Source organism: Neisseriaceae bacterium, assembly GCA_016864895.1.
GTDB lineage: Bacteria > Pseudomonadota > Gammaproteobacteria > Burkholderiales > Neisseriaceae > QFNR01.
In genome coordinates this window covers 1,539,096-1,561,452 of the sequence record CP046107.1, presented here as the reverse complement: position 1 = coordinate 1,561,452, position 22,357 = coordinate 1,539,096, and the positions used below count along the sequence as shown (strand labels likewise).

The window sequence follows — 22,357 nt, the reverse complement described above, 5'->3', positions numbered from 1 at the left end:
TCCTAAATTTTCTAATAAAAACAAGTATCCCATTGGGTTAGACATCAAAAAATAATAATAAATAAACTCATTAAACCAATGGAAATTTTGCTTTTGCATCTCTTAATGCAGTTCTCAAACCTTCTTCGATAACCGGATGATAAAATGGCATAGCCAACATTTGATCAATGTTGAGAGCACTTTGATGTGACCAAGCCAATAAATGGCCAATATGCTCCGCAGCTGGCCCAAACATCTCAGCGCCCAAAAAGACTTTAGTTTGTCTATCAAAATACACTCTAAGTGTTCCTCTATTGACCAACATCACTCTAGAGCGACCTTGATTTTCAAATTCCACCATACCGATAATGGTACTATCTAAATCTAAATCACGATAACTTTGGCCAATAACTACAATTTGAGGTTCCGAAAATACGACCGATAACCGACTTCTCACTAAACCTTTTTCTACTTTTGGATAAATTCCTGCATTATGACCGGCCGTATCACCTTGATCTGAAGCTACATGTAATAATGGCAAATAATTAGATGCATCACCCGCAATAAAAATATGTGGAATACTGGTCTGCATTGTTTGAGGATTAGTAATAGGTACTCCTTTTTTATCCAATTGAACCCCTATACTTTCTAAGCCTAAATAATCTGTATTCGGGATCCGACCACTTGCTGCTAGCAACAAATCAACATAATCGACTTTTTCTGCATAGTTCAATCGGACTTTATTGCCCTCCAAAGAAATTTTAGGTGTAGTATTAAAATGTATATTAAGTTCTGATTTAAAGACTTGATGTGCTTTCTCTAATACGACAGGATCAGAAATCCCACCAATATTTTCTGTACGGCCAAATATTTGAGTTCTCACCCCCAAACGACTTAATGCCTGTCCAATCTCAAGCCCAATCACACCTGTACCCATAACCGCAATACTCTTAGGCAGGTCATCCCAATCAAAAATATCATCATTTACTTGGAGTTTGTCGCCCAATATTTTCCATTCTTCATTCACTCTTGGGCGGGAACCTGTTGCTATCACGAAAGCCTTACCTTCAATACGATATTCTTGATTGATATGAACTGTTTTCTCATCAATGAACTTTGCGTATCCTTTAATCACATGCTCCGGGTTATAACTTTTTATAGTATCAATAACAAAGCCAACAAACCGATCTCTTTCCGATTTAACTCTTTGCATTACTTCTTGGCCATTCACTTCGACACTTCCATTAACATGAATACCAAAAGCATCAGTATTTTGAGCTTGATGATTTGCGTTAGCGGCTGAAATTAATAATTTTGACGGCATACATCCAACACGGGCACAAGTAGTCCCAAATTGATCTGCTTCTATGATTACAATTTTGTCTGTATGTTTTCTCGCCGCACGATAAGCAGACATTCCTGCAGAGCCTGCACCAATAATAACAACATCTACTTGAACTGTTCTCATGTTATTAACCTTAAAAATTAATAGCAGTTAATGGAAATCACTAACTGCTACATACTATTATGGGCATACTTCAATTAATTACGATCAAAATATTTTTCCAGCTCCACAGAACCACCAATATATTCACCACCAATAAACACTTGAGGTGCTGACTTTTTACCTGTAATAGCTTGTATAGATACTGTTGTTGCATCTTTACCTAATACAATCTCCTCATAAGAACAGTCATGTTGATTCAATATCTTCTTAGCATGTACACAATACGGACAACCTGGTTTTGTGAATATTGTAATTGATGGTCTGACTTTATAGTCCGGTGCGATATATTTCAACATTGTATCCGCATCAGAAACTTCAAATGGATCACCTGGTTTTTCAGGTTCTATAAACATTTTTTCAATTACACCATCATTAACTAACATAGAATAGCGCCAGGAACGAACCCCAAATCCTAAATCATCCTTTAAGGTATCCATGCCCATACCTTTAGTGAATTCCACGTTACCATCAGGTAAGAAAATGATATCAGATGCCTTTTCTTGTTGTTGCCATTCATTCATCACAAAAGTATCATTCACAGCCAAACACACCACATCATCAATACCATTTTCTTTGAAAGCATGGTACAGTTCATTGTAGCGAGGTAAATGGCTTGAAGAACAAGTTGGGGTAAATGCGCCAGGTAAAGCAAAAAATACTACTTTTTTCCCTTTAAAAACTTCGTCTGTTGTTACATCTACCCACTTGTCATTTTGTCTAGTATGGAATGTAACATTAGGAATTCTTTGACCTTCGATGTTCTTAAACATTTTTTCTCCTTATCATTTGTTAACGTAACCATTGTAACCTTTATTGCTAGGTTGTAAATTAGCTATCGCATCTTAAATAATTACTATCTTGATATTGATAATCACTATCTTAATATTTATTAACTAATATAACTGAAATTTCCCTAACAAACCAGTATTCTTTTCTTTAATTTTTTAATTATCGCCTTAAATTCATAATGACTTAACTAACCAAGAAATAAGGTAGCAAACAATAAATACCCACATAAAATAAAATATAAGATAAACGCGACTGATAACACTTAAATTAAACTATTTGTATCCAGATTGCTAAGAAACACCTACACCAATCAAAAAGCATTAATAGTGCTTTGTTTCGAAAGTTAGAAACCAAGTAATTTTAATAAAGAAAGATTATAAAAAAAATGAACAACCCCATGCTGTATTTTCTCATTATAACACTATTAGGAATATAGCTAAAAGAACCCCCCACCCCAAGCATAAATTGTTTTCATTTAACCCACTTTTAAAACAGGCATATTAAACCTACTTATCCTTAATAAGCCAATGGCAAAACTCGATAACATTTATTACCAAAACAGTAATAGATTAATATAATAGGGCAGCTATTCCAGATAATTGTCTCTAATTATTTTCATAATATTGTTGTAGTTACAAATATATAAGTTAAATACTAGTGACAAGAAAACGAATCAGTCACATTATTATCTCAATGAGAAATTAATATACCCTAATCTATTTTCTAACTTATAAATCAAGCCTAAATAATTCAGTCAATTACCTAATAGACCCAATTTCATTATACAATCTTGCCTTTTCTTACTTCTGATGTTGACATACCAATAGTGCTGATAACAACCTTAAAGAAATTATTTTATAAAATATGTCATTAACTACAAATCACAATTGACCAGGCACTATCGATTTTCATTATGTTTACACTATTTTTAGTCATTAAAAACAATCATTTATCTATAAATAAGCTAAATCTTAATCAAATATAACCAAAAAATGATCAACAAAGCTGTCTCTTCAATATTTCATATAAAAAAACATACACAGATCATAGTGTAATACCTGCGTATGTTTTTAGTAACAAACAAAATCAATTAAAAATATCAAATCAATTTTTTAAAAAAGTACTCCATATAATTACAGCCACAAAAAAAAACATCCACTAACTACAAATACAAAAGACACATAACAATATTAAAATTACTAATTCTCAATTATTTATTTACCTCTTTATTAGAAGGTAGTTTACTTACCAGTCTTAAAGAAATATTCATACCTTCCAATTGATAATGTGGTTTTAAGAAGAATTGTGCTCTATAATACCCCGGATCATCTTCAATATCTTCAACAACCACTTCAGCAGCGGCTAAAGGTCTGATGGCTTTAGTGTATTCTGTAGAAATAGTAGGATCCCCATCCACATAATACATCAACCAATTATTCAACCAAATTTGCATGTCCTCTTTTGTACTAAACGCGCCAACCTTATCTCTGACAATACATTTCAAATAATGTGCAAATCTACAAGTTGCAAAAATATATGGTAGTCTGGCAGATAATCTAGCATTGGCTGTTGCATCTGGATCCTCATACACTTGTGGACTATGTAAAGTCTGAGCACCAATAAATGCAGCAAAATCAGTATGTTTTCTAAATACCAAAGGTAATAGACCAACGTCTGATATTTCTTGTTCTCTTCTATCTGAAATTGCAATCTCAGTAGGACAACTAACCTCATATCCCCCTTCATCAGAAGGAAATGTATAAGCTGGTAACTGCTCAACAGCACCACCAGACTCAACACCTCTAATTCTTGAGCACCAACCATACTCTCTAAAAGCCCTATTAATATTAGCACCCATAGCATATGCAGCATTAATCCAAGAAAAATCTTCAGGATGATCCGGTCTTACTTCTTCTTCAAACGCAAACTCCTCTAAAGGTAGTGTTTTGGAGCCATATGGCAACCTCGATAAAAATCTAGGCAATGTCAATACTACATATCTAGAATCATTGCTCGATCTTAATCTTCTCCAAGCGTCATACTCAGGATTATTAAATATCTTACCGATATCTCTAGGGTTACCTAATTCACTCCAACTTCCCATTTGCATCAATTCTGGTGAAGCCGCTGCAATAAAAGGACAGTGAGAAGCTGCAGCTACTTTAGAAATTTCAGTCAATAAAGAAACATTTTTAGGACTGTGATCAAAATAGTAATCACCAATCAAACACCCAAAGGGTTCACCACCAAATTGACCGTACTCTTGCTCATACACTAACTTGAATATAGGACTTTGATCCCAAGCAGTGCCCCTATAATCCCTCAAGACTCTTGTTAGTTCATTTTGCTTGATATTTAATACCTTAATTTTAAGTGTTTCATCAATAACAGTATTCTCAACTAGATAACTCAATCCTCTCCAAGCAGACTCAAGGCTTTGAAATTCTGGATGATGCAAAATGAGATTCATTTGTTTAGAAATAGTAGCATCAATCTCGGCTATAATGTTCTCTATAGAAAAAAGTGCATCTCGAGTAACCCTCACATTACCTTTTTCAACATATTTAGATAATGTTTTGATTGCTTTACTAACAGAAGCTTCAGCTTCTCTCGTCTTGAGACCAAATGACTTATTTAAAAAATCAGTCAAAATGTTCTCATCAGTTAATTCTTGGTTTTCTAAGATCTTTGTGGTTTGCTTTAAACGACTTTTGGCTTGATTTCTTGCCACAATATCCCCCCTTTCATATATAAAAAACTATTCAGAAGCCCTTAACTCTTCCTCTATATTCTTAATAACTGCTTGAGGATCATCCGCTAATTTCCCCAAAAAGTCTGGATCTTCGATCATCTTCCGGACTACTTTCTCAGCAGCAACTTTACCATCCATGTAACTAATTAACTCTTTCAAACTTTTTCGTGCTTCCAATAATTGTGCTAATGCTGGAATTCTCTCTGCGATAGATCCTGGTGAAAAATCCTTCATACTTTCAAAAACTAGATCAATATCGAGCATCTCTTGCCCATCATCTGCTAGAGTATTATCAACGTAAAATTTTACCCTAGGTTGAATAGCTCGCATACGTGCATCGAAATTATCCTGATCAAAATTTAAAAATTTTCTTTCATGAATTGGAGGTAAATCTTTCAAAGATTTACCTGACAGATCTGAAATGACGCCTGTAACAAAAGGTAAATTTACTTTCTTGGGAGAACCATAAATCTCAACATCATACTCAATCTGTACTCTAGGTGCATTATTCTTTCCTATGAACTTCTGGGAATTCTGACTACTACTCATTTTTTCATCTCCAATCAATTAACATTATCAATATTCTTAATGTTTTCATCATCATGATCAATACTACTTCTACCTACATACATCTGTAATAACGCCTGAGAATCTGGTAACAGTTCCTGAATTATTTCTTCAAAATTCATACCTATCATCTTTTTCACTCTTCTTATTAAGATAGGTGCCGGATGACTAGGCTCATGAACTCTAAAATAATTTAGCAAGTTATCCAAGATTAATATCACTTCTTTTCTACTACTAACTGCCTGAACACTCAAATAATCTCGTCCCTTATCAATTACCGGATTGCTTAAATTTATTTCTTGATCTACTTGAGTTTCACTATTATTTAACATCACCTCATAGATCGGATTAACTTTAAAAGATAATTTACTTAAATTTTCTTTTAGATTATGACAATCTAAAATATAACCAGAAGAATGCTGATTAACATACTCAGAAATGTTATCAATGTAATCAATATTTTCTTGTAGCTGGGTTTTTAAACTAGGTAACCCTACTGATTGAAAATAATCATCTGCCCTCTTAACTAAAGAAACAAAATCGTTAGATGTAAAGTTGCCATCATTATTTTTGATGCTAAATTCAAAAATAGTTCTCACCAAAATATTTCCGTCCGGGTAAATTTTCGACTTTTTTATATCTGTAAAAAAAGAACCTTTTGATAAATAACTCAGAGCACTCGAAAAAGTACTAAGTGAATACTTTTCTTCTTCTGTTAAAGATTCTTTAGCTTTAAATGACGAAATAAAACTTTGAATAGCACTTAAACATCTATATAAGGATGAAAACCCCTCTATGTGGAGACCAGCTCTGAGCTTCCATACCAAAATCTGTACATCCTGTACCTGAGACAACAACCGATCTATGTCTTGATCCAGACTAAACCAATCAATATTATATTCATGTTCAAGATTAAGTGGATCCTGATCATCTTCTAATCTAAAAAGTTCATACTCTATCTTAGAATAAAGGGAACTTAATTCGATATTACCTTCTATTAAATTTCCACCTATCATAAAGCCCAACCCAACAAAAAATTAAACAAATAAACCAACCAATAAACTTAAGTTTCATCCAAACAAACACTACGGCTCTGTACTAAGCTCTAATTCTCCTCTTCTTTATTCAGTTTTATATAGTTAGTATTAATCTACACTAAAATTAATCCTCTGAAATTATCTGTACAACGCTACCACGCTTATGAGAATTAGAATTACTCTGAGAAAGCTCAATTCCATCATTCTTAGGTTTAACCACTGTTTTATGTCTTTTATTATTTTTATCGTCCACTCTTACATATGCTGTAGAAGAAACTGAAGAGTAAGCCTTACCTTTACGGTTAGGATTTCTGTCATCATTTTGAACTACCAACAAAAACTGCTCTTTACTCTGCTGTATCGGTACTTTATTGGTAGTACCACCAATCCCACTGACCAATAAAGGGTTTATATGACCGCCTCTATACCTACTGTAGGTATTTAATACATTTTTTGTATAATCAACCGTCTCCTTGTATGGTGGAATTCCACCATATTTTTGTACAGCACCATGCCCAGCATTATAAGCTGCTACCATTTTTTTCAAATCACCATTAAAGCTTCTTTTCAAAAAACTTAAATAGAGAACACCTGCTTTAATATTTTGATCTACGACATAAAGTTTACCAGGATCAACGCCGACGAATTTAGCAGTAGCCGGCATCACTTGCATCAGACCCATAGCACCAACATGAGAAAGAGCCCTTATATTACCCCTGCTTTCATGGTATATAATAGACCTGACCAGTAATGGATCTATGTTTTCTTGCCTTGCGTAATGCTCGACTATGTCATTAACGTTTTTAGATAATGCGTTAGAAAATACAGCAATAAAAAAAATTAAACTAATCTTTTTCTGCATCTCTCATGACCCCTTTTTATGTCTGCCCCCTACATTGATGTACATATAGAAGAAAAACCAGCATATTCATTTTGCTACTAAATTTATTAAATAGTCAAACATAAAATATATATTTATCTGTTTTTTTAAAAAAAATAAATAAAATATCTACAATTCATTAAGTTAACCCAATTTAAACACAGAATTATTCAAGCCTTTTTTTAATTAAAAAATCAACATAAATCCTTGCTATTAATACCTTGACATCATTTATGATTTTTTCTAATCCTCAGTAATTTTTTTAAAAAATGTACTCACAAATGCAACATTTGGATACAATGTTCTGTCAAATTCAAGGTCAATGCTAAAGGATCGTATTTGCTAAATTAAGTAAGATTTAAAAAATAATAAATTGATAAATTTTAAACTACTATTCATCTTCCAAAGTATTGATTGGAATATCTCTTTAATAATGTTAATAACGTGAAGCCTCAATTCATGATAGATTTTTTTATATCATCTTAATTATATTTTCTTGACTATTAACTCATATGCAACTAAAATGTGAGTCTTTTAAAAGCTAATCTAACAGACGCGGGGTGGAGCAGCATGGTAGCTCGTCGGGCTCATAACCCGAAGGTCGTAGGTTCAAATCCTGCCCCCGCAACCATATTCAATATCCAATAAGGCCAGATAGCTCAGTCGGTAGAGCAACGGACTGAAAATCCGTGTGTCGGCAGTTCGATTCTGCCTCTGGCCACCATTTATCATACTCTGAATAAATTTTGTTTCGTTTGAAGCCTAATTAATTTTTTGATACTTAGTTATACATTAAACCTTAAAACCTAACGCCAATAACATTAAATAATTTAAGCGACAACAATATGATTTTTTTACAAAATTTATTAAATACTATAAAATAAAGATAATTTATTCTTGACAAATAAAAGCAGCTTATCTATAGTGAGCAGTCTCGTTGTGCGGAGAATTGGCCGAGAGGCTGAAGGCACACCCCTGCTAAGGGTGCATAGGGGCAAAACCTCTATCGAGGGTTCGAATCCCTCATTCTCCGCCATTTGCTTTACTTAATACAGCTTCAATTTTTGCTAACCTATCTAATTCTTTGAGGCTTTCCAGTTTTTCTTTTATTTTAATTTCTAAACCTCTTTCTACTGGCTGATACCAATCTATCTCCTGCATACCATCAGGCATATATGTTTCACCCACTGCATATGCATTTGGCTCATCATGTGCATAACGATAAACTTTCCCACAATTCATCTCCTGCATTAATTGAGTAGGTGTATTTCTTAAATGTAAAGGAACTGGTTCACTGTTAGTTTTTTTAACAAATATCATGGCCTCCTTATAAGCCTTATAAGCTGCATTACTTTTAGCTGCACTGGCCAAAAAAATCACTGCTTCTGCTAAGGCTAATTCACCTTCTGGGCTACCTAATCGATCATAAGTTATAGCTGCATTATTCGCAATTTCCAATGCTCTAGGATCGGCTAAACCAATATCCTCCCATGCCATACGGATAATTCTTCTTGCTAAGTATTTAGGATCTACACCTCCATCCAACATACGGCAAAACCAATAAAGTGCTGCATTAGGGTGAGACCCCCTGACTGATTTATGCAAGGCAGATATTTGGTCATAAAACAGATCTCCTTCTTTATCAAACCGGCGTATCTTATCACCTAAAATCTCAATACAAAAAGCCTTATCTAATATTCTTATTTTCCTATTGACCGCAATACCCAACAACTGCTCCATGGTATTAATTAATTTCCGTGCATCTCCATCTGAGAATCCGATAATAATTTCTGAAGATTCACTACTCAGTATCAAATTACTGTATTCTGGTAGCAACATAATCTTATTAATCAATTGCTTTTGCTCTTCTTCACTTAAAGATTTTAGTACGTAAACAGTTAAACGACTCATTAAAGCAGAATTTATTTCAAAAGAGGGGTTTTGTGTTGTGGCGCCAATTAAGGTCATTAGACCAGATTCGACATGAGGCAAAAAAGCATCTTGTTGTGCTTTGTTAAAACGATGAATCTCATCTACAAATACAATTGTTTTTTTAAATTCCAATAAATTATCTTTAGCCGTTTGTATTGCTTCCCGTATTTCTTTAACTCCCGATAATACAGCAGAAACTATCATTAATTTAGCATCATTCCTCTGTGCAAGAATTCTAGCAATAGTTGTTTTTCCTACTCCGGGAGGTCCCCATAAAATGATAGACTGTAATGAGTTATTCTCATACATTAAACGAATAGGGGAATTTTTCCCTATTAAATGTTGCTGACCTATTACCTCATCTAGAGTTTTTGGTCTCAATTTTTCAGCTAAAGGGGTAACTATGTCCCTATTAGGAAATAAACTATCCATAAAATATTCACTATTATAAAATAATAATAATAATAATAAACTGTGAACTGATATGCTACAAATTGACTTCTCGAATCTAAAAATGCATTATCAGATCTCCAATACCACGCATATAAAATTGTTTGTTGACATATAAAATTGTTTGTTGATACCAATTACATAACAAATTATTACTGAGAAGATTCAGAATTGAAATACAAAATAGTACTAAAATAGTACTACTGTAAAACAACAATAAAAAATGGCTACCCCATTCTAATCAAAACATAAATCATTGGTAATTTCAAGAAATTAAATAAATATCATACAAAATATCATACAAAATATCATACAAATATCATACAAATATCATACAAATATCATACAAATATCATACAAATATCATACAAATATCATACAAATATCATACAAATATCATACAAATATCATACAAAATATCATACAAATATCATACAAAATATCATACAAATATCATACAAAATATCATACAAATATCATACAAAATATCATACAAAATATCATACAAATATCATACAAATATCATACAAATATCATACAAATATCATACAAATATCATACAAATATCATACAAATATCATCTAAAAAAATCACTTCAACTTAAGAAAATTATCCAAGCAACAATTGATCACACACCACTCGTTTTCAAGTATAATGGCACGTAAAATATATATAATGAGAACTTTCATATAATGTCTGATTTTACTAGTTTAAAAGTTACTAAACGCGATGGTCGCCTAGAACAATTGAATTTGGACAAAATTCATCGCGTAATTACTTGGGCAGCTGAAGGTTTAGATAATGTTTCAGTCTCTCAAGTGGAGTTAAAATCACAAATTCAGTTCTATAATGGAATCCGTACCAAAGATATCCATGAGACTATTATCAAAGCTGCTGCTGATTTGATTTCTACCGATACTCCTGATTACCAATATCTGTCTGCTCGTTTGGCTATTTTTCATTTGAGAAAAATAGCATTTGGAAAATTTGAACCCCCTCGTTTATACGATCATGTATCTCGTTTAATAAAATTAAAAAAGTATGACACTCATTTGTTAGAAGATTATACTGAAAAAGAATTTGATAAATTAGATGCGTACATCGAGCATAATAGAGATTTAAATTTTTCCTATACTGGTGTGAAACAATTAGAGGGTAAATACTTAGTCCAAAACAGAGTCACTAAAGAAGTGTATGAAAGCCCACAATTCTTATATATGCTAATAGCAATGTGTCTATTTGCAAAATACCCAAAGGAAACTCGTCTAGAGTATATTAGAAGATTTTACGATGCAACTTCTACTTTCAAAATTTCCTTACCAACACCAATTATGGCGGGTGTACGTACCCCCTCCAGACAGTTTAGTTCGTGTGTTCTTATCGAGTGTGATGACAGTTTAGATTCAATTAATGCAACGACTTCAGCAATTGTTAAATATGTTTCTCAAAGAGCTGGTATTGGTATTAATGCAGGTAGAATTAGGGCGCTAGGTAGTGCAATTAGAGGTGGAGAAGCAATACACACAGGTTGTATTCCTTTCTTCAAAATGTTTCAAGCCGCCGTTAAATCATGTTCTCAAGGGGGTGTACGCGGAGGAGCTGCAACACTTTACTATCCTTTGTGGCATCTAGAAATTGAATCTTTACTTGTTCTAAAAAATAATCGTGGTGTTGAAGAAAATAGAATCCGTCATCTTGATTATGGTGTACAAATCAACCTTACGTTATATCAACGCTTAATCAAAAATAAAAATATCACACTCTTTTCTCCCAATGATGTTCCTGGACTGTACGAAGCTTTCTTTGCTAACCAGTCTAAATTCCAAGAACTGTATGAAAAATATGAAGCGGATGATTCTATTCGTAAAAAAACTATTAACGCAGTAGAATTGTTTTCCTTACTCATGCAAGAACGAGCTAGTACCGGTAGAATCTATATCCAGAATGTCGACCATTGCAATACACATAGTGCTTTCAACCCTGATGTAGCACCTATTAGACAATCCAACTTATGTCTTGAAATTACATTACCAACTAAGCCACTCAATAATATTAGTGATCCCGATGGAGAAATTAGCTTATGTACCTTATCGGCCATTAATCTAGGCACTATCAATTCACTAGATGCTTTAGAAGATATTTGTGAATTAGCCGTAAGAGCTTTAGATGCCTTACTAGATTACCAAAGCTACCCTATTGTTGCAGCCAAAAACTCAACCTTGAAAAGACGCTCATTAGGTATTGGCGTGATTAATTATGCTTATTATTTAGCTAAGAATAATCTAAAGTATTCAGATGGTTCAGCAAATGCACTAACACACCAAACTTTTGAAGCATTACAATACTATCTTTTAAAAGCATCAGTTAAACTTGCCCAAGAATTTGGCCAGTGTCCTGGCTTTAATGAAACAACTTATGCTCAAGGAATATTAGGTATTGATACGTACAAGAAATCCGTTGACAGTTATTGTAATGAGCCTCTAAAACTAGATTGGGAAGCGTTACGTCAAGATATCCTAAAGTACGGACTTAGAAATTCCACACTTTCTTCGCTAATGCCTTCAGAAACATCTAGTCAAGTATCGAATGCGACCAATGGTATTGAGCCTCCAAGAGGATTAGTAGCAGTCAAACAATCAAAAGATGGTATTTTAAAACAGGTTGTTCCTGAGTACCATAAACTAAAAGATCAATATGAATTATTATGGGATATGCCTGGTAATTCAGGCTATTTGAAACTTGTCGGTATTATGCAGAAATTTGTAGATCAAGCAATTTCAGCTAATACTAATTATGACCCCAGTAAATTTCCAGACAGCAAAGTGCCAATGAAGCAACTTCTAAGAGATCTCTTGGATGCTTATAAATTTGGTATAAAAACATTGTACTATCAAAATACTAGAGACGGTGCTAACAATAGTCAAGAGGACTTACAAGATGATGACTGTATTGGTGGCGCTTGTAAGATTTAATTTTTAATGGGAATAGTATGTATACAACTTTTAGTCGCGTTCATAATGATCAGTTTAAAGAACCTATGTTTTTTGGTCAATCAGTTAATGTCGCTAGATATGACCAACAAAAATACCCTATTTTTGAGCAACTAATAGAAAAACAATTATCGTTTTTCTGGAGACCGGAAGAAGTAGATATTTCTCAAGACCGCATTGATTTTAATAATCTATCTGATAGTGAAAAACACATATTCTTGAGCAATTTAAAATACCAAACATTATTAGATTCCATCCAAGGCAGAAGTCCCAACGTCGCTTTACTTCCTATTGTATCTCTACCTGAATTAGAGACCTGGATAGAGACTTGGTCCTTTTCAGAAACCATTCATTCACGCTCTTATACTCATATCATTAGGAATATCGTCACTAATCCGTCGGTAGTGTTTGATGATATTGTTGAAAATGAAGAGATTGTTAAAAGAGCTAAAGATATCTCTTTATACTATGATGACTTGATTCATTACAATAACTTGTATTCTCGTTATGGTGAGGGTACCCACGACTTAGCTGGTAAAAAAGTCACCTTAAAATTATATGACTTAAAAAAGAAATTATATATCTGCTTAATGTGTGTCAATATACTGGAAGCTATTCGATTCTATGTAAGTTTTGCTTGCTCATTTGCTTTTGCAGAACGAAAATTAATGGAAGGCAATGCAAAAATTATCCGTCTAATTGCACGAGATGAAGCACTTCATCTAACTGGTACTCAACATATGATCAATATCCTAAAATCTGGACAAGATGACCCTAAGATGGTTGAAATTGCACAAGATTGTCAACATGAATGCTTTGAATTGTTTAAAAATGCAGCAGAACAAGAAAAACAATGGGCTAATTATTTATTTAAACAAGGATCAATGATTGGACTGAATCAAGAGATACTTTGCCAATATATTGAATATATCACTAACAATCGAATGAAAAATGTTGGCTTGGAAGCTGCTTTTCCGAATACAACCCAAAATCCAATTCCTTGGATCAATACTTGGCTGGTTTCTGATAACGTACAAGTAGCTCCTCAAGAAGTTGAATTGAGCTCTTACCTAGTAGGGCAAATAGATTCCGAAGTAGATACTGAAGATTTTGAAGATTTTGAGTTATAATTCTCTATGTTGATTACAACAAAATCGGGCACAATAGAAATTAAAGAAGGTGAATCACTATTAGATGCTTTAGAAAAAAATGGCTACATCATTGAATATCAATGTCGAAGTGGTTATTGTGGTTCGTGTCGCCTAACCTTAAAAAAAGGTAAGGTCGATTATGATTCACCACCTTTAGCTTTTTTATACCCTGATGAAATTCTACCATGTTGTTGTACAGTAAAAGGAGATTTATATCTTGACCTTAGTCATCCAAGCAGTATAGGATCTAGTTATCAAAAAGACTTTTTTGATTTTGATGATTTATTTGACGAATCATTAAATCTAGAGGTTTTAAATACTAATAAATAGATAAATTACCTAGGTACAAGTGCTAAGGCTTCTTCTGCATGCTGCAAAGTCAGTTCTGTGATTTTTTCTCCCCCCAACATACGCGCTATTTCTTGTATCCTTTCATTTTGAGCCAATAACTTTATTGTACTGGTAGTCTCTTCATTTTGTGTTGTTTTACTCACTACATAATGTTGCTGTCCATAAACAGCTACTTGAGGAAGATGTGTAATGGTTAAAATCTGATGTTTTTTTGATAAATCTTTTAAATATCTACCTACAACATCTGCAACTTTACCTCCGATACCTACATCCACCTCATCAAATATTAAGGTTGGTACATCATTATACTGACTAATAATAACTTGTAAAGCCAAACTAATCCTAGATAACTCTCCCCCAGATGCTACTTTATTGATGGGCTTTAATTCCCCTCCTAAGTTAGCCATCACATTAAAAATAACTTGCTCATTACCATAGTTACTGGGCTCAATAGGTTTTATCTGTACCCTAAATTGAGAATTACCCATAGATAAAGTTTGCATCACATTTGTAACTTCTTGACTTAATTTCTCTGCTGCTCTTTCTCTAGAGTGGGTTAACTGAGCTGCTTTAAGTTCATATTCATTTTTCAGTTGTTCTACATGAATACTCAAAAGTTCGATATTCTGATTTTCTCGCATGTCTTGTAACTTATTCTGAATATCTTGCCAGACATTGGGTAAATCGTTAACCGATACTCCATATTTCTTAGCTATACTGTTTAATAGTGAAAGTCTAGATTCAATTTGTTGAAATTCTTCTTGATCTACCTCCGATTGAGAATAAATAGAACGTAAATTGGAAGAAATTTCTGTTAACTCAGTTTCTACAGATTGTAATATTTGTACACTTTCCTTAAATCTATTATCCACATGACTAAATTTATCTAAATCTATTAAAGAACGTGCTACCACATCCTGTAACCCCTCATCTTTATCGATAAAATTATCTATTTTTTCTGCAATTTGTATCATTTCATTACGATGACTCATTTCATCATATATAGTAGATAAAGAATCCCATTCTCCCACTTGAGGATTCAACTCAGATAACTCTTTATTTTTCCACTCTAAGATTTCTAACTCTGTTTGATATTGGTCTTTCTCTCCTTGAGCCTCAAATAGTTTCAATTGAGTTTTTTTCCAAGCATTGAATGCTAACCTAACAGAATCTAACAGTTTGTTATGATGTGCATATTCATCCAACAACGCCCTTTGATTTGTTTCTGAAATAAGAAAATGATGAGCATTTTGACCATGTATATCAACTAAATATAAGCCAAGCTCTTTTAATTGAGCTAAGGGAACTGGTTGAGCGTTAACATAATTCTTGCTTTTACCAGAGCGGCTAATAACCCTTTTTAGAATAACCTCTTCCTCATTATCATTCAATAAATCATTTTCCTCTAACCATTTTTTTAATATCAAAAGCTTCGGAATACGGAATACTGCTGATAATATCGCTTCATCATGGCCAAGCCTAATTTTAGAATAGTCAGCTTTGCTACCTAATAATAATTCCAAGGCATCAAGCAATATTGATTTACCAGCACCCGTCTCCCCTGTTAACACAGAAAAACCTCCTTGAAAATCAATATCCAAGAACTCCACAATAGCAAAATTTTTTAATGTTAACGACTGTAGCATAAATAATTAAACAAGTTGTTGCCCCCAACGAAGTTTCATTCTCAAAGTATCAAAATATCGATAATACCCTGGCTGTAGTAAAGTAATAAAATTCTCATGTTTTTCAACGTGTATAATATCCCTATTATGTAGCTCAAATAAAGTCTGCCCATCAAAATGAGCCCTTGAATCAACACTATCAATGATCAAAACTTCAATATGAGAATTTGCATCTATAACTACTGGCCGATTAGTCATTGATTGTGGACAAATAGGTACCAAATTTAAAGCAGGTAAAGTAGCATAAAGGATAGACCCCCCTGCTGCTAAAGAATACGCAGTTGATCCAGTAGGCGTGGCAATGATCAATCCATCAGAATACTGTGTGTACACAAATTCCCCATTAATAAAAACTTCAAATTTGATTAAATTACCTCGCCCCCCTCTACTGATGGTTACCTCATTCAGAACCAATGCTTCATGTAATATAGTGCTATTACGAATAATCTTTCCTTCCAACATAATTCTTCTTTCTTCAATATATTGACCAGATAAGATATCTTTAATAGTTTGAATTGACTCATTTTTCCAGGTGACTTGTGTTAAAAAACCTAATCTACCCCTGTTAACTCCAATCACAGGAACATTATAATCTACTATATTTCTAGCAACTGTTAACAAAGTCCCATCACCACCGATAACAATAACAACATCACAATATTGACCAAGTGTAGACAATGGAACAGTCAAAACTTTATCATCTATTTTATTTTCAAAAAGTTCTTTTTCTATTTCTGTAAAGCTAACCTCATCTAGAGTAACATTTTTTTCTTCTGCTATTAAAAATTCAATAATATGAATTGTATTTTCATGTATAGAAGGCGTATCTTTTCTAAGAACGATACCAATATCATTAAAATTCTCTTTTGACATAACAACTAACCTTGTTTGCCCCTGTTAATATGAATACCTATTTCTCTAACCTTCGGTAAAATTCCTGGTTTAATTAAATGAATATCTACCATCAATAGATCAAATTCGGTTAGTAAAAAAGAAGCAATATCTTCCGCTAATGCCTCCAATAACTTAAATGATTTATTCACATAACGCTCTCTAATACTTGTAATTAATGTAACGTAATCAATGGTATCATTAAGATCGTCAGTGATTTTAGCTTGATTTTCTATTCCAATTGTTAAATCTAATAATAATATTTGTGGCTTATACTGCTCCCAAAGATAAACTCCCAGCCTACTCTCAAACTCAATACCCAATAATTGTAACCTATCCATAACTATTTATATTCTTATTTATAAAAAAGATTATTATATATTGTTTTATTGGCGTAAGTATCAACAATGATATTAAAACATATTCAAACCATAGGTTTTTTCAGGTAAAATGGCCATTATTGTATGTATAAGGTTATCTTTACGATGAATACAACCTCAGTCATCATAATTATTATTGCTTATCTCTTAGGCTCTATATCCTTTGCTATTATAGTAGCTCACTTTTTTAAACTACAAGATCCAAGATCATATGGTTCAAAAAATCCTGGTGCTACCAATGTTCTAAGGAGTGGTAACAAGGTTGCTGCCTTGTTAACACTTTTAGGAGACGCTCTAAAAGGCTGGTTGATCATATTCTTGTGTATTAAATACATGGATAAGCTTGGCATTAATGAAATCACCATTGCCTATGCCAGTGTTGCTGTAATATTAGGACATATGTTCCCTATTTTCTTTAAATTCACTGGAGGAAAAGGTGTTGCTACAGCTGTTGGTGTTATTTTTGTGATATCTTGGAAAGTAGCATTAATTATGTGTGTGATTTGGCTCATTTTAGTCATCATAACAAAAATATCTTCTTTAGCTGCCTTATTGGTATTTACGCTATGCCCTTTGCTATCATTATATTTCATCCCAATACTAGAATATAAAATAACACTTATAATTATTTGTGTCATGGTTATCCTAAAACACAGAGAAAATATTAGAAAAATTATTAATCATAAAGAAAATAAAATAGGTCAAAAGTAATATGATAGTAAATACTACTCTGTTTCAATTAACAGACGATGCTGGTGGTCTTTTTGAAGCAAAAAAAAATCTACCTCTAGTTATCTATTTTTATCCTAAAGATGATACGCCGGGCTGTATAGTAGAAGCTTCCGAATTTTCAGACTACAAAGAAAAATTCCAACAACTCGGTTATCAAATTGTCGGCATTTCCAAAGACAGTATTGAATCTCACCGTAAATTTAAAGAAAAATATAATTTAACTATTAAACTACTCTCTGATCCAAATAACATTGTGTGCGATCAATACGACGTGATGAAGATAAAAAACCTTTATGGGAAACAAGTCAAAGGAATTCAAAGAAGCACTTTTATCCTAGATGAACAAGGAAATATTATCAAAGAATACCGCAAAGTAGGCGCGAAGGGACATGCTCAACAAGTATTGAATGATTTAAAAAAAACAAATTAATTTTTAATCATCATAAGAATCATTAATATCATCTAACAATATCTCATTATTTGTAGACATTGCAGTATTATGCCTCTCTAAAAACTCCTGCATGCTATCCAATCCTCTCAATTGGAGAATATAATTCCTAACTGCAGCTTCAGTTAGAACAGCAATATTCCTACCCGCACCAACTGGAATGGTAATTTTTCTTACCGATACATCTAGTATCTTTTGAGTTTCTATACGCATGCTCAACCTGTCCAAATTTTTCATATAGTCATCATCTGCATTGACTAGTTGAATAATAAGCCTCAAAGCCTTTTTGACTCTAACTGCTGTTTCACCAAACATGGTTCGAATATTGATAATGCCTAAACCTCTAACTTCTAAAAACTCTCTTAACAATTTAGGACATCTACCTTCTAGAGACTCTGGCCCAGTCTTATAAATTTTAACAACATCATCTGCTACTAATGAATGTCCTCTAGAAATGAGTTCCAAAGCTAGCTCACTCTTACCCAAACCGGAATGACCACAGATTAAGGTACCCATCTCAAAGACATTTAAAAAAACACCATGCATCGTAGTAGATGGTGCCAAAGCCCTTTGTAGATAAATTTGTAGGACATCTACAATCTTTGGACTTTCCACTTTCGAATGCATTAATGGTACAGAGTTCGCTGTACAAAAATCTTTAAGCTGAGGAATAATAGGTAAATTATTTCCAATAATAATTAAATTTATATTGAGCTCAGTAATAAATTCTAAAAAAAATCCAAATTTATCTTGTACAGATTTATTCTGAATAAACTCATACTCTGATAAACCAATTACCTGAATTTTATTGGGATGTACAAAATTAAAATGTCCAACAAATGACCGAGTGGTATTGTTTTCAGCTAAAGAAATTTTACTATCAGAATTAGAACTACCCGCTATCCAAGATAGCTGTATTTTTTTTTGGTTATCTTGATATAACCGTCGTACAGATAAACTAGGCATTATTAGTCTTTAATAATTATATCAACAATATCCTGTGCTGATTCCAATGTTTTCAACTGATCTCTTATATCCTTATCAGAAAATTTTTGAGCTAGATGAGATAATATTTTTAAATGTTTAGCATTATTTTCATCAGGAACTAATACCACAAATAACAAGTTGACTGGTTTCTCATCTTGAGCTTCAAATTCAATTGGATTTCTCAGTCTAATAAAAGCGGCAATAGCATTATTCAGACCAGCAACCCTACCATGAGGAATAGCAACACCACAACCTAAACCTGTACTACCTAACTTCTCACGCGACAATAAGCTTTGAAAAACCTTATCCGTATCTACATCTTCATTATATGAAAAAATCTCTGCCACTTCCTCAAACAATCTTTTTTTACTACTTACATCTAAATCTAACACTACATTTTCAAGCGGTAGTAATTCACGAGGCAAACTCATATAAAAACTCGAAAAATATTAATCCTACAGTCTAACATGGATTGAAAAAAAAATAAACCTAAAGATAATCTATTTCCCCAAATAGTACTGTAATTCGTAAAAATCTGGTCAAATTATATATTCCAATAATGCAACATAACCCCCAAGAGAATAATAAAACCAAACCATTTATTCTGCAAAAAGGCCAGATAACATAATTGCCTATCTCTACCTTTAATCTTAAAGTATTGCCTTGCCATTAAGGTTGCTGTAATAATCCATGATACCCAATAGGGATAAGTCATTTTATAAACCAAACCAACTACCATCATCAATCCTAAAAAACAAGTATAAAAAAACATTACCCCAAAAACATCATAACGACCAAGTGTAATTGCTAAAGTATGAATGTTTAATTTCACATCATCTGGTTTATCTGAAATGGCGTAAACTGTATCATATCCAAGTGTCCAGAAAACATTAGCTACATAAAGCACCCAAGCAGCCCATGGTACCTCATTAAGAACTGTTGCATATGCCATAATAATACCGAAAGAAAAGGCAATTCCCAAATACAACTGAGGCGCCTTAAAAAAACGTTTCATTAACGGATAAGTAAGAGTCAAAAGTATAGCAACCAAACTTAATTTTTTGGTTAGCATATTTAGAGGAATCAAGCACATAAGTGCCAATAAAGATAGAAGCACAAATAAGATCAAAGCTGTTTTTTTAGAAATACGCCCAGTAGTCACAGGCCTATCTTTCGTTCTTGCTACCAGTTTGTCAATATCACTATCACAAACATCATTAATCACACAACCAGCTGAACGCATTAAAAACGTCCCTAGAGTAAATAAGATAACAATTCTCGATTCAAGTTGTCCACTACTGGCCAAATATATTGCCCAATAAGTTGGCCATAACAATAGGAATATTCCTGTCGGTTTATCCAAACGCATTAGACTGACGTATTGTTGTAGTTTTCCCTTATTCATAAAAATTGTCTTATACTTGGTAAAAAACACTCTGTTAAAATCAAATTCTCGTACCCAACTGTCAAGGTTGATTGTCTGAATATTGCATTATCGATAACCTCATAGGTTTTTATCAAATTGTGTTCTTTCGAAATCAACCCAAAACGTAATGCACTTCTAGATACTGTTTGAATATCAAAAAGCTTCTCCCCTAGCGGTTGAACACCACAATCAAGAAACTGACACCAATACACACTACTCACCAAACAACTACTTCTTGCTCTAACAACCTCTATTGCATCCAACATCAAGCTCACTTCTCTTACAAAATAAACAGAAGCTTCCTCCATACTAATGGCATCTTGTGCTGATAAAGCTTTCTGTCCTAAGTAAGTTAATTGAACCGAGAAGTCATAAGGTAGACTTTTTAAAAATCGTGTAAGAGAAGGCATTTGAATAAATTTAAAAAATTCTCTTTGGGCAATATCACTCCAACCTTCGACTAAAAACCCAACATTACCCAATACTCCTATTTCCATTATCTCCAAAATAATTAAATTAATAAACTGGAATATAAATTAAAGGATCAACTGCCTGACCATCTTTTCTTAGTTCAAAATGCAATTGAACTCGACTCGCGCCAGTTTTCCCCATAGTTGCAATTTTTTGCCCTTGTCTAACCGTGTCACCTTCTTTAACCAAGTTAGACTGATTATTACCGTATGCCGTTAAATACTTAGTATTATGCTGGATAATAATCAAATTGCCATAACCGTCCAATGTACTACTATAAATAACTTTTCCACTCGCTGCAGCAACAATCGGAGAACCTGACAAACCTGTTATCTCAATACCCTTATTGACTGGCGAGAATTTAGTCACCAGTTGTCCATGAGCTGGTTTAACCCAACTGACCCCATCAACCATTCTCTGACCAGAGGTACTGACACTACCAGGTGATGAATTTGTAGGAGACTTTGCAACAGTTACTTGTGGTTGTGATATTTTAGTCATGGACACCGAGTAATTCTCACCAGGATCCTTAACATATAAAACCTGTCCTACAGAAATGATATTCTCCACAATATTATTCCATTGTCTCAAATCATCCTGAGAAATATTATAGCGTTTGGATATATTATAAACCGTATCTCCTCTAACCACAGTGTGTTGTCTTGCATTAATATCAACTGGGGCATAAGAAGGCACATAGACACCTCCACTTGGTGGTGTTGCGTAAGTACTACTTGCTGCAGGAGGAACATACCCTCGCGAATCAGGATTATAAGGTTCAGCTGAAGACTGAGGCTCAGTACCCGAATAGTTGCCACCATCTGAACTTCCATCCACGACAGGAACAGGTTTTTGCGTTACAACACAGCCTGACACAATTAAAGTAACAATAACTGCTAAAGAGATATGGGTATATTTCAAAGTTTTCATAGCCTACCTTCTGATAAAATTT

General features: G+C 33.4%; 20 protein-coding genes and 3 tRNA genes. 8 read left to right on the top strand and 15 right to left on the bottom strand.

Annotated features, from left to right (window positions below):
- Positions 1-70 precede the first annotated feature (70 nt).
- From GKC53_06660 to GKC53_06635, 6 genes are all read right to left on the bottom strand, one after another.
- On the bottom strand, positions 71-1,447 hold the full coding sequence (locus GKC53_06660) for a dihydrolipoyl dehydrogenase (protein ID QRN41763.1): 1,377 nt from the start codon (positions 1,445-1,447) through the stop codon (positions 71-73).
- A 74-nt stretch (positions 1,448-1,521) separates the two neighbouring features.
- Positions 1,522-2,256: a redoxin family protein gene (locus GKC53_06655; protein QRN41762.1), complete on the bottom strand. Its 735-nt coding sequence runs from the start codon at positions 2,254-2,256 to the stop codon at positions 1,522-1,524.
- Positions 2,257-3,485: 1,229 nt separating this feature from the next.
- Entirely contained in the window at positions 3,486-5,006 is a 1,521-nt protein-coding gene (tssC, locus tag GKC53_06650; protein ID QRN41761.1) for a type VI secretion system contractile sheath large subunit, read from the bottom strand.
- 27 nt (positions 5,007-5,033) lie between these two features.
- Positions 5,034-5,576, bottom strand: a complete 543-nt coding sequence (gene tssB, locus GKC53_06645; protein QRN41760.1) for a type VI secretion system contractile sheath small subunit — start codon at positions 5,574-5,576, stop codon at positions 5,034-5,036.
- Positions 5,577-5,590: 14 nt separating this feature from the next.
- Entirely contained in the window at positions 5,591-6,610 is a 1,020-nt protein-coding gene (locus GKC53_06640; GenBank protein QRN41759.1) for a hypothetical protein, read from the bottom strand.
- A gap of 145 nt (positions 6,611-6,755) precedes the next feature.
- Positions 6,756-7,493: a transglycosylase SLT domain-containing protein gene (locus GKC53_06635; GenBank protein ID QRN41758.1), complete on the bottom strand. Its 738-nt coding sequence runs from the start codon at positions 7,491-7,493 to the stop codon at positions 6,756-6,758.
- A 572-nt stretch (positions 7,494-8,065) separates the two neighbouring features.
- Between GKC53_06635 and GKC53_06630 the strand changes: the two genes are divergently transcribed.
- The 3 genes from GKC53_06630 (at position 8,066) to GKC53_06620 (ending at position 8,547) form a co-directional block, all read left to right on the top strand.
- A tRNA-Met gene (locus GKC53_06630) sits at positions 8,066-8,142 on the top strand.
- A gap of 17 nt (positions 8,143-8,159) precedes the next feature.
- Positions 8,160-8,235 (top strand) — tRNA-Phe (locus GKC53_06625).
- A 219-nt stretch (positions 8,236-8,454) separates the two neighbouring features.
- A tRNA-Ser gene (locus GKC53_06620) sits at positions 8,455-8,547 on the top strand.
- Here GKC53_06620 and GKC53_06615 read toward each other — a convergent pair.
- Positions 8,535-9,875: an AAA family ATPase gene (locus GKC53_06615; protein ID QRN41757.1), complete on the bottom strand. Its 1,341-nt coding sequence runs from the start codon at positions 9,873-9,875 to the stop codon at positions 8,535-8,537. The two genes, GKC53_06620 and GKC53_06615, sit on opposite strands and share 13 nt — an antisense overlap.
- 710 nt (positions 9,876-10,585) lie before the next feature.
- Between GKC53_06615 and nrdA the strand changes: the two genes are divergently transcribed.
- The 3 genes from nrdA to GKC53_06600 are packed head-to-tail and all read left to right on the top strand — an operon-like array spanning position 10,586 to position 14,364.
- A complete protein-coding gene (gene nrdA, locus GKC53_06610; protein QRN41756.1) occupies positions 10,586-12,865 on the top strand; it encodes a ribonucleoside-diphosphate reductase subunit alpha in 2,280 nt (759 codons plus the stop codon).
- A 17-nt stretch (positions 12,866-12,882) separates the two neighbouring features.
- Entirely contained in the window at positions 12,883-14,013 is a 1,131-nt protein-coding gene (nrdB, locus tag GKC53_06605; GenBank protein ID QRN41755.1) for a ribonucleotide-diphosphate reductase subunit beta, read from the top strand.
- A gap of 6 nt (positions 14,014-14,019) precedes the next feature.
- On the top strand, positions 14,020-14,364 hold the full coding sequence (locus GKC53_06600) for a 2Fe-2S ferredoxin-like protein (GenBank protein QRN41754.1): 345 nt from the start codon (positions 14,020-14,022) through the stop codon (positions 14,362-14,364).
- Positions 14,365-14,369: 5 nt separating this feature from the next.
- On the opposite strand, the gene recN is transcribed toward GKC53_06600, so the two are convergent.
- The 3 genes from recN to GKC53_06585 are packed head-to-tail and all read right to left on the bottom strand — an operon-like array spanning position 14,370 to position 17,302.
- Positions 14,370-16,031 carry a DNA repair protein RecN gene (gene recN, locus GKC53_06595; protein QRN41753.1) on the bottom strand — a complete coding sequence of 554 codons (1,662 nt, stop codon included), beginning with the start codon at positions 16,029-16,031 and terminating at the stop codon, positions 14,370-14,372.
- Between the two features lie 6 nt (positions 16,032-16,037).
- Positions 16,038-16,943, bottom strand: a complete 906-nt coding sequence (locus GKC53_06590; GenBank protein ID QRN41752.1) for an NAD kinase — start codon at positions 16,941-16,943, stop codon at positions 16,038-16,040.
- Positions 16,944-16,948: 5 nt separating this feature from the next.
- Positions 16,949-17,302 carry a FolB domain-containing protein gene (locus GKC53_06585; protein QRN41751.1) on the bottom strand — a complete coding sequence of 118 codons (354 nt, stop codon included), beginning with the start codon at positions 17,300-17,302 and terminating at the stop codon, positions 16,949-16,951.
- A gap of 144 nt (positions 17,303-17,446) precedes the next feature.
- On the opposite strand from GKC53_06585, the gene plsY reads away from it, so the two are divergent.
- The gene (gene plsY, locus GKC53_06580) at positions 17,447-18,052 is read left to right on the top strand and encodes a glycerol-3-phosphate 1-O-acyltransferase PlsY (GenBank protein QRN41750.1); all 606 of its coding nucleotides are present in this window, start codon (positions 17,447-17,449) and stop codon (positions 18,050-18,052) included.
- A 1-nt stretch (position 18,053) separates the two neighbouring features.
- On the top strand, positions 18,054-18,503 hold the full coding sequence (locus tag GKC53_06575; protein ID QRN41749.1) for a redoxin domain-containing protein: 450 nt from the start codon (positions 18,054-18,056) through the stop codon (positions 18,501-18,503).
- A 3-nt stretch (positions 18,504-18,506) separates the two neighbouring features.
- Here the strand turns inward: GKC53_06575 and GKC53_06570 are convergent, their stop codons facing one another.
- The 5 genes from GKC53_06570 to GKC53_06550 form a co-directional block, all read right to left on the bottom strand.
- Positions 18,507-19,487, bottom strand: a complete 981-nt coding sequence (locus tag GKC53_06570; protein ID QRN41748.1) for an HPr kinase/phosphorylase — start codon at positions 19,485-19,487, stop codon at positions 18,507-18,509.
- A 2-nt stretch (positions 19,488-19,489) separates the two neighbouring features.
- Positions 19,490-19,939, bottom strand: a complete 450-nt coding sequence (gene ptsN, locus GKC53_06565) for a PTS IIA-like nitrogen regulatory protein PtsN (protein QRN41747.1) — start codon at positions 19,937-19,939, stop codon at positions 19,490-19,492.
- A gap of 113 nt (positions 19,940-20,052) precedes the next feature.
- A complete protein-coding gene (locus tag GKC53_06560; protein ID QRN41746.1) occupies positions 20,053-20,913 on the bottom strand; it encodes a 4-hydroxybenzoate octaprenyltransferase in 861 nt (286 codons plus the stop codon).
- On the bottom strand, positions 20,910-21,431 hold the full coding sequence (locus GKC53_06555; protein ID QRN41745.1) for a chorismate lyase: 522 nt from the start codon (positions 21,429-21,431) through the stop codon (positions 20,910-20,912). Before GKC53_06555 ends, GKC53_06560 begins: the two co-directional genes overlap by 4 nt.
- 19 nt (positions 21,432-21,450) lie before the next feature.
- Positions 21,451-22,335 (bottom strand): peptidoglycan DD-metalloendopeptidase family protein, encoded by an 885-nt coding sequence (locus GKC53_06550; protein ID QRN41744.1) that lies wholly within the window; start codon positions 22,333-22,335, stop codon positions 21,451-21,453.
- Positions 22,336-22,357: the final 22 nt, after the last annotated feature.

Excerpts from the sequence above, each read along its gene's own strand:
- GKC53_06660 (QRN41763.1), bottom strand. The coding sequence starts at position 1,447 with ATGAGAACAGTTCAAGTAGATGTTGTTATTATTGGTGCAGGCTCTGCA.
- GKC53_06655 (QRN41762.1), bottom strand. The coding sequence starts at position 2,256 with ATGTTTAAGAACATCGAAGGTCAAAGAATTCCTAATGTTACATTCCAT.
- tssB (QRN41760.1), bottom strand. The coding sequence starts at position 5,576 with ATGAGTAGTAGTCAGAATTCCCAGAAGTTCATAGGAAAGAATAATGCA.
- GKC53_06640 (QRN41759.1), bottom strand. The coding sequence starts at position 6,610 with ATGATAGGTGGAAATTTAATAGAAGGTAATATCGAATTAAGTTCCCTT.
- GKC53_06635 (QRN41758.1), bottom strand. The coding sequence starts at position 7,493 with ATGCAGAAAAAGATTAGTTTAATTTTTTTTATTGCTGTATTTTCTAAC.
- GKC53_06615 (QRN41757.1), bottom strand. The coding sequence starts at position 9,875 with ATGGATAGTTTATTTCCTAATAGGGACATAGTTACCCCTTTAGCTGAA.
- nrdA (QRN41756.1), top strand. The coding sequence starts at position 10,586 with ATGTCTGATTTTACTAGTTTAAAAGTTACTAAACGCGATGGTCGCCTA.
- nrdB (QRN41755.1), top strand. The coding sequence starts at position 12,883 with ATGTATACAACTTTTAGTCGCGTTCATAATGATCAGTTTAAAGAACCT.
- GKC53_06600 (QRN41754.1), top strand. The coding sequence starts at position 14,020 with ATGTTGATTACAACAAAATCGGGCACAATAGAAATTAAAGAAGGTGAA.
- recN (QRN41753.1), bottom strand. The coding sequence starts at position 16,031 with ATGCTACAGTCGTTAACATTAAAAAATTTTGCTATTGTGGAGTTCTTG.
- GKC53_06590 (QRN41752.1), bottom strand. The coding sequence starts at position 16,943 with ATGTCAAAAGAGAATTTTAATGATATTGGTATCGTTCTTAGAAAAGAT.
- GKC53_06585 (QRN41751.1), bottom strand. The coding sequence starts at position 17,302 with ATGGATAGGTTACAATTATTGGGTATTGAGTTTGAGAGTAGGCTGGGA.
- plsY (QRN41750.1), top strand. The coding sequence starts at position 17,447 with ATGAATACAACCTCAGTCATCATAATTATTATTGCTTATCTCTTAGGC.
- GKC53_06575 (QRN41749.1), top strand. The coding sequence starts at position 18,054 with ATGATAGTAAATACTACTCTGTTTCAATTAACAGACGATGCTGGTGGT.
- GKC53_06570 (QRN41748.1), bottom strand. The coding sequence starts at position 19,487 with ATGCCTAGTTTATCTGTACGACGGTTATATCAAGATAACCAAAAAAAA.
- ptsN (QRN41747.1), bottom strand. The coding sequence starts at position 19,939 with ATGAGTTTGCCTCGTGAATTACTACCGCTTGAAAATGTAGTGTTAGAT.
- GKC53_06560 (QRN41746.1), bottom strand. The coding sequence starts at position 20,913 with ATGAATAAGGGAAAACTACAACAATACGTCAGTCTAATGCGTTTGGAT.
- GKC53_06555 (QRN41745.1), bottom strand. The coding sequence starts at position 21,431 with ATGGAAATAGGAGTATTGGGTAATGTTGGGTTTTTAGTCGAAGGTTGG.
- GKC53_06550 (QRN41744.1), bottom strand. The coding sequence starts at position 22,335 with ATGAAAACTTTGAAATATACCCATATCTCTTTAGCAGTTATTGTTACT.